This is a genomic window from Rhizorhabdus sp., from assembly GCF_018006725.1.
Taxonomy (GTDB): Bacteria; Pseudomonadota; Alphaproteobacteria; order Sphingomonadales; family Sphingomonadaceae; genus Rhizorhabdus.
This window is the reverse complement of the sequence record NZ_JAGMXV010000160.1, coordinates 1-11,461: the sequence shown is the minus strand read 5'-3', so window position 1 is coordinate 11,461 and position 11,461 is coordinate 1. Positions and strand designations below refer to the sequence as shown.

The 11,461-nt window shown below is 67.6% G+C and carries 11 protein-coding genes; 5 read left to right on the top strand and 6 right to left on the bottom strand.

Annotated elements, in window-relative coordinates:
• The 4 genes from KAY22_RS18860 to KAY22_RS18845 all read left to right on the top strand — a co-directional run.
• Positions 1 to 2,296 (top strand): TonB-dependent receptor (locus tag KAY22_RS18860; protein ID WP_296624831.1); only part of this gene is annotated, 2,296 nt, incomplete at its 5' end.
• 138 nt (positions 2,297 to 2,434) lie between these two features.
• On the top strand, positions 2,435 to 3,595 hold the full coding sequence (locus KAY22_RS18855) for a PepSY-associated TM helix domain-containing protein (protein ID WP_296624830.1): 1,161 nt from the start codon (positions 2,435 to 2,437) through the stop codon (positions 3,593 to 3,595).
• The gene (locus KAY22_RS18850; protein WP_296624829.1) at positions 3,592 to 3,771 is read left to right on the top strand and encodes a hypothetical protein; all 180 of its coding nucleotides are present in this window, start codon (positions 3,592 to 3,594) and stop codon (positions 3,769 to 3,771) included. The genes KAY22_RS18855 and KAY22_RS18850 overlap by 4 nt, the downstream gene beginning before the upstream one ends.
• A 47-nt stretch (positions 3,772 to 3,818) precedes the next feature.
• On the top strand, positions 3,819 to 5,987 hold the full coding sequence (locus KAY22_RS18845; RefSeq protein ID WP_296624828.1) for a TonB-dependent receptor: 2,169 nt from the start codon (positions 3,819 to 3,821) through the stop codon (positions 5,985 to 5,987).
• Positions 5,988 to 6,025: 38 nt separating this feature from the next.
• Here KAY22_RS18845 and KAY22_RS18840 read toward each other — a convergent pair whose 3' ends face one another.
• The 4 genes from KAY22_RS18840 to KAY22_RS18825 are packed head-to-tail and all read right to left on the bottom strand — an operon-like array spanning position 6,026 to position 8,823.
• Positions 6,026 to 6,370 (bottom strand): gamma-glutamylcyclotransferase, encoded by a 345-nt coding sequence (locus KAY22_RS18840; protein ID WP_296624827.1) that lies wholly within the window; start codon positions 6,368 to 6,370, stop codon positions 6,026 to 6,028.
• Between the two features lie 13 nt (positions 6,371 to 6,383).
• Complete coding sequence (locus tag KAY22_RS18835; RefSeq protein ID WP_296624826.1) at positions 6,384 to 7,223, bottom strand: type II secretion system protein GspK; 840 nt, start codon at positions 7,221 to 7,223, stop codon at positions 6,384 to 6,386.
• A 44-nt stretch (positions 7,224 to 7,267) separates the two neighbouring features.
• A complete protein-coding gene (locus KAY22_RS18830) occupies positions 7,268 to 7,837 on the bottom strand; it encodes a type II secretion system protein J (RefSeq protein ID WP_296624825.1) in 570 nt (189 codons plus the stop codon).
• A complete protein-coding gene (locus tag KAY22_RS18825) occupies positions 7,834 to 8,823 on the bottom strand; it encodes a penicillin-binding protein activator (protein WP_296624824.1) in 990 nt (329 codons plus the stop codon). Before KAY22_RS18825 ends, KAY22_RS18830 begins: the two co-directional genes overlap by 4 nt.
• 17 nt (positions 8,824 to 8,840) lie before the next feature.
• On the opposite strand from KAY22_RS18825, the gene gspN reads away from it, so the two are divergent.
• Positions 8,841 to 9,596, top strand: coding sequence for a type II secretion system protein N (gene gspN / locus KAY22_RS18820; RefSeq protein WP_296624823.1), 756 nt, complete (start codon positions 8,841 to 8,843; stop codon positions 9,594 to 9,596).
• A gap of 29 nt (positions 9,597 to 9,625) precedes the next feature.
• Here gspN and KAY22_RS18815 read toward each other — a convergent pair whose 3' ends face one another.
• A complete protein-coding gene (locus KAY22_RS18815; RefSeq protein ID WP_296624822.1) occupies positions 9,626 to 10,846 on the bottom strand; it encodes a type II secretion system F family protein in 1,221 nt (406 codons plus the stop codon).
• Positions 10,847 to 10,852: 6 nt separating this feature from the next.
• On the bottom strand, positions 10,853 to 11,461 hold a 609-nt coding region (locus tag KAY22_RS18810; protein ID WP_296624821.1), incomplete at its 5' end, for an ATPase, T2SS/T4P/T4SS family.

The following is an 11,461-nucleotide window of genomic DNA, read 5'->3' as shown; positions in this document are numbered from 1 at the left end:
GCCCAGCCCCGAGCCGCTCAAGCGCGTCGTTCCGCTCGACATCTTCCCGACGAGCATCCTGGCGTCGTCGCTGGTCAAAAAGAGCTATTCGGCCAATTATCCGGGCGAGTTCGGCGGTGGCGTGATCAACCTCACCACCAAGGCGATCCCGAAAGAGCCTTTCCTGTCGATCGGCGGCTCGATCGCCGGCAACACCGAGACGACCGGCCAGCTCGGCTATACCTATTATGGTTCGGACTATGACTGGTTCGGCTTCGACGACGGCACCCGCGACATTCCGGGCGGCCTGAAGTCGGCGATCAAGTCCTCGGGCACCAAGCCGATCGTTCAGGGCAGCGACTATAGCGCCGCCGATCTGCAAGGCTTCGCGGCCAGCCTGGCCAATGCCAGCACCTCGCTGCTCCAGCGCAACCGGAACATCCCGGCGAATTTTTCGGCCGATCTGACCGGCGGCACCGCGATGGACACCGACAGCGGCCGCATCGGCATCCTCGCAGGCCTCGGCTTCAGCAACAGCTGGCGCACCCGCGACGTGCTGCAGCAGTCGTCGATCGACCCCGATCTGGCCGGTATTCCGCAGACGCAGTTCCAGACCGTCATCACCGAGAATCACATCACGGTGAACGGCCTGCTCGGCCTCGGCGCCGAAGTGAACGACCACAAGTTCCGCTGGACCAATTTGTTCATCCGCGACACGGTCAAGCAGGGCCGCCTGTCGTCCGGCTTCAACCGCAACGTTGAGGATCAGGAAGCCAATCAGCCGGCCTCGCTGATCCGCCAGAACACCTACTGGTTCGAGCGCCAGCTGATCGACACCCAGGCGGTCGCCGAACTCCGCTTCGACAAGCTCAGCATCGACCTGCGCGGCACCTATGCCAATTCGCAGCGCGAGAGCCCCTATGAGCGCAGCTTCAGCTATAATTACAATGCTGGCGTGGGCGATTATATCAACAACCTCGCTTCGGGCGGCCAGTCGGCCGACATCGCCTTCAGCGACCTGAACGAGGACGTCTACGCGGCCAGCGGCGACCTGTCCTACAAGCTCGATGGCGCGCTGCGCGGCACGATCTCGGCGGGCTATTCGTTCAACGACACGAAGCGCCAGTCGGACCGCTATCAGTTCCAGTTCTTCCGGCCTGCCGGCGCTCTGGATCAGGCCGTGGCGCAGCTGCGCCCCGACTATCTGCTGTCGGACTATAATATCTACACCTACAACATCCAGCTGCGCGACGTGTCGGGCGCGGAAGGGTCTCGCGCCTATCGCGCGGGCCTGCGCATCCACGCCGGCTACGGCCAGGCCGAGATCGAGGCGACCGACAAGCTGCGTGTCCAGGCGGGTGTCCGCTATGAGGATGCGGAGCAGGTCGTCACCCCCGACGCCGGACCGGGCACCACCCTGTCGAAGAGCTATTTCCTGCCGGCGCTGACCCTGACCTATAATTTCAGGGACGACATGCAGTTCCGGGTGGCCGCCTCGAAAACGATCGCCCGCCCGCAGTTCCGCGAGCTGGCACGCCAGATCTATCAGGACTTCGATAGCGATCGCCAGTTCACCGGCAATCCCTTCCTGACCGACTCGCAGCTTTACAACGCCGAAGCGCGCTATGAGTGGTATTTCGACCGCAACCAGCGCTTCTCCGTGGCTGGTTTCTTCAAGAAGATCGACAACCCGATCGAGGCCGCAGCCTTCTTCGCGGGCGGCGGCGCGCTGCGGACCGGCTTCGCCAATGCGCCCGAAGCGCAGCTTTACGGTGCCGAATTCGAACTCGAGAAGCATTTCCCGCTCGACTTCCTGAGCGGCGACTTCTTCGCGACCAAGCGCATCGTCACGATCGCCAACTATACCTTCACCAAGTCGAAGCTGAAGGTCGACGACTCCACCGTGATCGGTCCCGATCTGTCCCCGGTCGCCGCCAGCACGCTGTTCCGCGACGGCGCGCCGCTGACCGGTCAGTCAGACCATATCGTCAACCTGCAGCTGAGCTTCGAGGATACGGAAAGCCTTTCGCAGGTCACCGCCCTGCTCAACTATTCGAGCGAGCGCGTCACCAATCGCGGTCCGATCCAGGGCACCTCGCGTCAGCCCGACATCAAGGAACGCCCGGGCTTCCGCTTCGATCTCGTCGGCCGCCAGGGCTTCAAGCTGCTGGGCACCGACATGGAGCTTAAGATCGAGGCCCGCAACCTGACGGGTACCGATTATCGCGAGTTCCAGAAGTCGGGCAGCAACATCATCTATCTCAACCGCTACGAAATCGGCCGGACCTTCTCGCTGGGTCTGACCGCAAACTTCTGATCGACGAGACAGCGAAGGGGGCGCGGAGGCGACGGCTTCCGCGCCCTTTTTCGTGCCTGAAACGGGCCACAGCTTGCACCCCGTCCAGGCCACCTCTATGCTATTGCTAATCGCTCTCATTTACCGGTTGGCAGATTTTTGACCCGCTCCACGATCCGCGTCTGGTTCCTCGTGCACAAATGGACGAGCATCCTCTGCACGGTCTTTCTGCTGATGCTGTGCATCACAGGCCTCCCGCTGATCTTCCACGACGAGATCGACAGTCTGACCGAAGGCGCCGCGACTCCGGCGGGACCGCCGTCGTCGGGCACCGATCCGCGACTTCTTTCGCTCGACACCATGCTCGCCAAAGCGCTGGCCGCTCGACCCGGCGAAGTTCCGGTCTTCATGGCGTTCGACAATGACCGCTCGTCGATGACCGTCACCACCGCCCCGGCCCCCGACTCGCCGACCGGGCAGATGACAGTTCAGCTGTGGAATCGGTTTAGCGGCGCGCCCGAAGGCAAGCTCGACGAAGACGGCGTGATGCATTTCCTGCTCCAGCTGCACACCGACATGTTCCTCGGGCTGCCGGGCATGCTCTTCCTGGGACTGATGGGCCTGTTCTTCGTCGCGGCGCTCGTCTCCGGCGTCGTTCTCTATGCGCCCTTCATGCGGAAACTGCCCTTCGGCACGGTGCGCACGCAGCGCAGCACCCGCCTCAAATGGCTCGACTATCATAATCTGCTGGGGGTCACCGCGCTGGCCTGGATGGCGGTCGTAGGCCTCACCGGGGTGATCAACACGCTGGCAACTCCGATCCTCCAGACGTGGCAGTCGACCGAGCTCGCCGCGATGACCAAGGCTTATGGCGACAGAAAGCCACTCGACCCGTCGCGATACGGCTCGCTCGACAAGGCGATGGCCGAGGCACGAAAGGTCCTGCCCGGCAACAATCCGCAGTTCATCGCCTTTCCCGGCGGCAGCTACAGCAGCAAGCATCATTATGCCGTCTTCTTCCAGGGCGCGACCCCGCTGACCGAGCGGGCGCTGACGCCCGCGCTGATCGACGCGGAAACCGGAAGCCTCACCGATGCGCGCCCGATGCCGTGGTATGCGCTGGCACTCAGCTATTCGCAGCCGCTGCACTTCGGCGATTATGGCGCGCTGCCGCTCAAGATTCTGTGGGCGCTGCTCGACCTGTTCACGATCCTTATCCTCGGCTCGGGACTCTATCTGTGGCTCGGCAAGCGCCACGTCTCGCTCGAATCGCGGCTGCGCGAGGTCGAGACGGGCGGCGCCATGATCGCCGGCGCATGAAGGCTGGCAAGTCCCTCGCCACGATCTTCGCCGTGCCACTGCTGCTGGCCCTGCTCAGCATCGTCGGCCTCGTCGCGGCTCTGACCGGCGACGGCTGGCGCGACGCTCTGTCCTGGGGCGCGCTTGCCAGCCCGATCGCCGCGATCCTGTGGGCCTGCGCCCGACGGCGCGCCTGACGCCCGCAATCATCAGAAAACGAAGATATCGTTCGAAAGGGAACCCCGTGACCGCATCCAAGCTTCGCTCCCTCCTGCTGACGGCGGTGGCCAGTGGCGCACTGGCCACGACCGGCGCCGCCTTCGCCCAGCAGGCGGGGCCCGAGGAAAATCGCGACATCATCGTCACCGCGCAGAAGGCCAACCAGACGGAGGTGACCCGGCGCGGCAGCCTGGGCGTGCTGGGCGACCAGGATGCGGCCGACGTCCCCTTCTCGATCAAAAGCTACAATGCGGCGCTCATCCTCAACCAGCAGCCCCAGACGCTCGGCCAGGTGCTGGAGAATGACCCCTCGATCCGCATCACTTATGGTTTCGGCAATGCCGCCGAGCAGTTCGTGATCCGTGGCTTTCCGGTCTTCGGCGACGATGTCGGGCTGGACGGCCTCTATGGCATCGCGCCGCGCCAGCTTATCGCACCCGAACTCTATGACTCGGTCCAGGTGCTGAACGGCGCCAGCGCCTTCCTCAACGGTGCGGCACCGGGCGGGTCGAGCCTGGGTGGCAGCGTCAACCTGATTCCCAAGCGCGCGACCCAGGACCTGACCCGCGTGACAGCGAATTATACGGCAGACTCGCATATCGGCGGCAGCTTCGACGTGGCGCGCCGCATCGGCGATCTCGGGGTTCGCGTGAACGGCGTCGCGCGGACCGGCGATGTCGCGATCGATGGCGAGTTCCGCTCGACCTACACGATCGGCGGCGCACTCGATTATGACTCCGGCCCGCTGCGCCTCTCGCTCGACCTTGCCTATCAGCGCGTCAAGATACGCGGCCTGCGCCCGAAGGTGACCGTCGGCACCGCCGTCATCCCGCGCGTCCCCAAGGCCAGCGCCAACTATGCCCAGCCCTGGACCTATTCCAAGCTGCGCGACGTGTTCGGCATCGCCAAGGTGGAATATGACCTGTCCGACGCCGCGATGCTCTACGCCTCGGTCGGCGCCCGCGACGGGATGGAAGACGGCATCTACGGCGGCATCACCATCCTCGATACCGCGACGGGTACGGCCAATGGCAACGCCCTCTACGTCCCCCGCACCGACAATAACGAAGCCACGCAGGCGGGCATCCGCATCAAGCTGGCCGGCGGCGGCGTCACGCACCAGATCAACCTGGGCGGGTCGATGCTGTGGCAGGTCAACCGCAACGCCTATGACTTCCTCTATGGACCCGGCTTTGCGGGCTTCGTCACCAATCTCTACAACGCGGTCGAAGTGCCGATCCCCTCGTCGAGCCTCGTCGGTGGCGATCTGGACGATCCCTTCCCGGTCGCACGGACCCGACTGTGGAGCCTGTTCGCGTCGGATACGATCGGCCTGTGGGACGACCGCATCCTGATCACTGGCGGCCTGCGGCTTCAGTCGATCCGCCAGAAGTCCTATTCCTATTTCGGCGGCGCGCTGACCGGCACCTATGACGAGTCGGCGGTCACGCCGGTGGCCGGCATCGTGTTCAAGCCGGCACCGAACGTCTCGCTCTTCTTCAACCGGATGCAGGGCTTCGAGGCAGGGCCTGTGGCGCCGGCCGTGGTCAACGGCCTGCCCGTCCGCAATGCGGGCGAGGCCCTGGCTCCGACCAAGACGACCCAATATGAGGTCGGCGGCAAGCTCAGCCTCGGCCGGATCAACAGTTCGCTCGCATTGTTCACGATCGATCGCCCGCGCCCGAGCGCCATAGCCGACGGCGCTGCCGGCTCGCTCGTCTATGGCGTCTTCGCCCAGCAGCGCAATCGTGGCATCGAGTTCAGCATGGAAGGCGAGATCGTCGACGGGCTGCGACTGATCGGTGGCGCCTCGGTGATCGACGCCAAGCTTCGCCGCACCCAGGACGGCATCAACCAGGGCAACAAGGCGCCCGGCGTGCCCGATTATCTGGTCAACGCCAATGTGGAGTGGGACCTGCCCTTCGCCCCCGGCCTGACCCTGACCGGCCGGGTCGTCCACACCGGCGAGCAGGCGGCGAACGACGCCAACACGCTCGAACTGCCGTCCTGGACGCGCGTCGACCTCGGCGCGCGCTTCGTCACCGTCGTCTCCGAGAAGCCGCTGACCCTGCGCCTCAACGTCGATAATGTCGCGAACAAGCGCTATTGGGCCTCGTCCTTCGACACCTTCCGCGCGGATCTGCTCCAGGGGGCGCCGCGCACCGTCAAGCTGTCGGCCTCGATCGACCTATAAGGCCGAGGGGCGTCGCCCGAGCGGCGCCCCCTCCTCTGTCACGGCCGGCCCGCGCGGAGATAGATCCACGCCTCGACCGGCCCATCGTCGGTATCGATAGCGACGGCCGTGCGGAGATAGCCGGGGCCCTCGAATGCGTCGAGGCGGGACCAGTGGTCAGGCAGGTCGGACGATTCGAACAGGTGGATCTCGACGCGCTGCTCGGGCGGATCGAGCAGCAGCGCCGGATAGCCTTGCGAGGCGCCCCAGCCCTCCGGCACCAGCCGGCCCGCGATGCTGCCCGTTCGCCATTCGCCGTTTAAGCCGGCCAGTTGGTGATGGTTGGACCGCCCAGGCGCCAGCGTGCCGTAGCATGCCAAACGTCGGTCGCGCGCGTCGTTCATGGCTTTGCCCTCCTCAAGGCAGGCGCGGCGCCTGGAGCGGCGCCGATGCGCCCCACCAGCGCCCGACGACCAGCGCCGCCTTGCCGCCATCGGGCGCGTCGCGCCGTGCGATCAGGCTGGTCAGCTGCTGGCTTGTGTCGCCGATGCGGACCCGGCTGCGCACCCAGAACAGGTTTGAGGTCAGCCCCGTTCCCTGCGGCATCGCCATGTTGAGCGTCGCCATGTCGGCGGCCGTCACATAGCCCTGCCGCTCGCGCAATGCGGCCAGCCGCCCGGCCGCCATCGGATCATCCGACAGGATCGCCAGCAGGTCGGGGCTGGCAGCGTTGAGGTTGATCTTGCTCTCATAGGGCAGCGCCGTGACGAGGCCCGTCAGCCGCGCCAGCTGCGCCGGGGGCAGGCCGATGGCGGCGAGCGGGCGCAGATCGGTCACGGGTCCGGCCAGGCGGATCGCCACAACCGCCTTGTCGACCTGATCGGGGGTCATTCCTACCGATGCCGCGATCTTGCCGAGCAGGCCAAGCGCGACCGGGTCGGGCTGCATCAGCGCATTGACGTTGAAACGGCCCTGCGCATCCTCGATCGCGAGGTCGAAGCTGCCGCCGTCGATCGGGGCGGCCGTCTCCGCCAGCGCGGCCCAAGGCTCGCCGCGATTGTCGGTGTCGGGCGCGACCAGCGCGTCGCGGCGCAGCGCAACCACGGCCGACACTTCCGCTCCACGCACGATCGCCTGCGCGCGGGCGGCCTCACGCATCCGCAAGCCGCGTTCGAGCCCCGTATCCTCGGCCGAGATCATCAGCAGCAGGATGCCACTGGCAATGGCGACGAACAGCAGCACGTTGACGAGGATCATCCCCTCCTCTCCGTCGCATCCGTCGGGCGGTCGACGGTTCGCCGTCATGGATGAACGGGCAGCGCAACGACGCGCCGTACCCGCCCCTGCACGCTCCCGCCCGGCGCCAGCACCATGTCCGCCGCCACGGCCAGCGGCCAGATCTTCGCCTCGTCGGGCGAGGCCGGCCAATGATCGGTCCAGCCGCCGCTGGGCGCGAGATAGCTCCAGCGCAAGGAGGCGACGCCCTGCATCACCCGCTGAGCGCCTTGGGGCAGCCCATTGCCGCGGGCGCTACGCAGCAGCGTCCCCGCGCCCAGCTGATAATGGACCTGCACCGGCACCCCACCCGCCGCCGCCAGCGGCCGGGTGAAGCTCAGCGAGGCGGCGTCGCCGGTCAGCGGGCCAGCCGACAGCTGCGACAGGTCGTTGTCGATCACGAACATCGCGCGCTGGATCTCGGCCAGCCGGTCGAGCCGGCCTTCGGTGCGGCTCTGGATACCCATCAGCGCATCGACCAGCGCGAGGCCCGCCATCGCGATCAGCCCGAACAGCGCGAGCGAGATGATCAGTTCGATCAGGGTGAAGCCGGCCTCGCCCGCCGGAACGGGCGAGCGGGCGTCGCCATGGGTCATAGCGACCCGCTCTTGTCCACGGCGGTGAAGCCGTCGGGACCCGCGACCAGAACCGCGAGCTCGCGCGCGGCATGGCCATCGGCGGCGAAGCGGATCGGCCCGGTTGCGATGGCGAAGGACGGCACGGCCGACAGCGCGGAGCGATCGACCACGCCGCCGGCGCGCAGCGCCTCGACGATCGACATCCCGTCATAGGCCAGTGCCGCGAGAAGACCGGGCCCCGCCGCGCCCGCCGAACCATAACGCTGCGCGAAATCCGATATCGATGCCGGGTCCGGCCCCGTCATCCACGCACCGCGCAGCGCGCCGGGCGAAAGATCGAGCGCCTGCTGCGTCCCGAGCAATTGGGGATCGCCATCCTGCATCGACCGCGCCGCGCGGAGCAGGGCATCGCCGCTTTCGGTCACCAGCACCGCGTCGGGCAACCCCGAGCCGCTGCGCGCGAGCGCTGATCGCAACTGCTCGGGCGCGGTATCCGCCGGCAGCAGCGTGACCTCCAGCCCCGCCGCTCCGCGCAGCCGCTCGGCGGCAGCGACGCCCTGCGCCGACCAGCGCGAGGGGCCGCCAAGCACCGCAACGCGCTTGACCCCACGACCGCGCGCATAACGCAGGATCGAGGTCACGCTCTGGCTCGCCGTGATGCCCAGCAGAAATGCGCCACTGCCGACCAGATCCTCGTCATTGCTGAAGCTGATCAGCGGCACCCCGCCCGCCGCCTGCGCCGCTGCGCGGCTTTCCTCGGCAAACAGCGGCCCGATGATGATCCTTGCCCCGCGCTTCACGGCCAATTGGACGGCCGCGGTCGCCCCGGCTGCCGTGCCGCCGGTGTCGAGGATCATCAGGTCCTGCGGCTTCGACAGCGGCGATTGCGCGAGCATCGCCGCCCGCTGCATGCTAACGCCCAGCGTGGCCGACGGGCCGCTCAACGGCAGCAGCAGGGCCGCCGGCGGACGCTTGGCGGCCTTGCCACGCGCCGCCGCCAGCAACGGAGACCATGAGGACGATGCCGACCCCAGAAGCAGCGCTGACGGCAGGAGCCCCAGAAGATGACGTCTTTGGCGGTCCATCCGATACTCCTTCACGCTACCGTCCCAGCCGACGCACGCTGGCCTTTGCCGGCCTCGGCATCGGCGTCTATCTCGCCACGTTGATCGCGACCCTGCCCGCCGCGCTGGTCGTCCCGCTGGCTGGAGCCGGCGGCACGATCTGGAGCGGCGCCGCGCCGATCGGGCCTTCGATGGTCAACTGGCGCTGGTCGCCGCTGCGCAGCCTGACCAGCCTCGGCTTCGCCGTCGATTTCGGTGTGTCGGGGGGCATGAACACGCTGGTCGGCACCGCCGTGCTCCGCCCCGGCCGGGTGATCCTGAGCGACGTTCGCGGCACCGCCGATGGCGCGTTGCTCGCGCCGCTGTTGCAGACGCCCTTCGCCTGCAACCTGCCCATGGCGGTCGATCTGCGCCGGATGGTGATCGGCGGCGGCACCCGCATGGCCGAGGGCCGGATCGACACCCAGCCCGGCAGCTGCCAGGGCCCGTCGGGTGCCGCGCCCGTCGCGGTGCCACCGCTGCGCTTCGACGCGATCGGCGATGGCGAGCGCACGCGCCTGACGCTGGCGCCGACCGGCCAACCCCAGCCGGCCTATCTGCTCGGCACGCTGAACCCGGATGGCCGGATCAGTCTCTCCGTGACCGCCGAGGGCGCCGCCGCGCTGCCTTTCCTCTCGCCGCCGGGGGGCATGACGATCGAGAGCGATCTCTAGTCCCGGCGTCACGACGGGCGCGGCCATGCTCACATGCCCACGATATTGTTGAGGTTGATGATCGGCAGCAGGATGGCGAGGACCATCAGCAGGACGAGGCCGCCCATCATCAGCAGCACCATCGGCTCGACCAGCGCCACCAGCATCGACGCCATCGCCTCGAGTTCGCGTTCCAGCTCGGCCGCAGCGCGGGCGAGCGCCGGCCCCAGCTGCCCGCCATTCTCGCCGCTGGCGACGATCGCCACCAACATCGCCGGGAAGATGCCCGATTCGCCCATCGCCGCCTGAAGGCTTGCGCCCTCGCGCACCCGCTCGGCGACGCGCAGCGCGGCCTGGCGGAAGTGGAGGTTGGGCGTCACCGCCGCCGCCGCGTTGAGCGCGTCGACCAGCGGCACCGAACTCTGCACCAATGTCGCCAGGCTCGCCGCGAAGCGCGCCGCATTATATTGCCGGCTGAAGCGCGCGATCGGCCAGGTCCCCGCCAGCGTCCGGTCGAAGCGCAGCCGGTTGGCGGGCAGGCGCAGCCAGCGGCCGAACAGGAAGGCTCCGCCGAAGATCAGCAGGAGGAGCGGCAGGCCATAGCTCTGCAACCCGCTCGAAATGGCGATCAGCGCGCGGGTCAGGAAAGGCAGGTCGGCCCCGCGCGAGATGAACACGCGGACGATGTCGGGCACGACATAGACCATCAGTAGCGCCATCATCCCGAAGGACACCACCGCGAGCAGCGCCGGGTAGAGCAGGGCGAGTTGGATCTTCTGTTGGTTGCGCTGCCGGGCCTCGACGAAGTCGGCAAGATGGGCGAGCACTTCGGACAGCTTGCCCGCCTGTTCGCCCGCCGCGACCGAGGCGGTGAAGAATTCGGGGAAGGTTGCCGGGTGCAGCCGCAGCGCCGCCGCGAAGCTGTAGCCGTCGAGAATCGCCCCGCGCACGTCGAGCAGCAGCGAGCGCAGCGCGGCGCTCTCGGCCGATTCGGCGACCAGCTTGAGCGCCTGTTCGACATTGACGTCGCTGCTGACGAGCGTCGCGATCTGGCGCGTCACGGTCGCCAGCGCCTTGGCCCCGATGCGGCGGCGGAACGGACGGAAGCCGCCGCCGCTGGCAGTTGCCTGGGCCGTGGCCGCCTCGACCGAGGTCGGCAGCAATTCGCGGTCGCGCAGCAGCTGTCGCGCGGCCGCCGCACTCGACGCCTCGATCACGCCCTGCTTGGCGGCGCCGCGCGGATCGACCGCGCGATAGGCGAAGGCGGGCATGGCGGCTTACCCTTCGTCCTGGACGACGCGGGCGACTTCCTCGACGGTGGTGAGGCCGGCGCGCAGCTTGTCGATGCCGTCCTCGAGCAGGCTCGGCCCCTCGCGCCGCGCGGCGGCGGTCAGCTCGGCCTCGGACGCGCCGTCATGGATCATCCGGCGCACCTCGTCGTCGGCCGCGACGACTTCGTACAGCGCCATGCGACCCTTATAGCCTTCGCCATGGCATTCGTCGCAGCCCCGCGCGCGCCAGATCTTCTTGCCCGGCTTCAAGGCCTTGCCCAGCAAGATCGAATCCGCCTCGGTCGCGCGGTCCTGCCAGCGGCAATGCTCACATAGCCGGCGCACAAGCCGCTGGGCGATCAGGCCGACGACCATCGGTGCGAGCAGATAGCGCTCGACCCCCATGTCGATAAGCCGGGTGATCGACCCGATCGCGCTGTTGGTGTGGAGCGTCGACAGCACGAAATGGCCCGTCATCGACGATCGCACCGCGACCTCGGCCGTCTCCTGATCGCGGATTTCGCCGACCATGATCACGTCGGGATCCTGGCGAAGGATCGCGCGCAGCCCGCGCGCGAAGGTCATGCCGGTCTTGGCGTTGACCTGCGTCTGGGC

Coding starts and splice junctions, on each gene's coding strand:
- KAY22_RS18850 (WP_296624829.1), top strand. CDS start 3,592: ATGAAGGCTGGCAAGTCCCTCGCCACGATCTTCGCCGTGCCACTGCTG.
- KAY22_RS18840 (WP_296624827.1), bottom strand. CDS start 6,370: ATGAACGACGCGCGCGACCGACGTTTGGCATGCTACGGCACGCTGGCG.
- KAY22_RS18835 (WP_296624826.1), bottom strand. CDS start 7,223: ATGATCCTCGTCAACGTGCTGCTGTTCGTCGCCATTGCCAGTGGCATC.
- KAY22_RS18830 (WP_296624825.1), bottom strand. CDS start 7,837: ATGACCCATGGCGACGCCCGCTCGCCCGTTCCGGCGGGCGAGGCCGGC.
- gspN (WP_296624823.1), top strand. CDS start 8,841: ATGCCGACCCCAGAAGCAGCGCTGACGGCAGGAGCCCCAGAAGATGAC.
- KAY22_RS18815 (WP_296624822.1), bottom strand. CDS start 10,846: ATGCCCGCCTTCGCCTATCGCGCGGTCGATCCGCGCGGCGCCGCCAAG.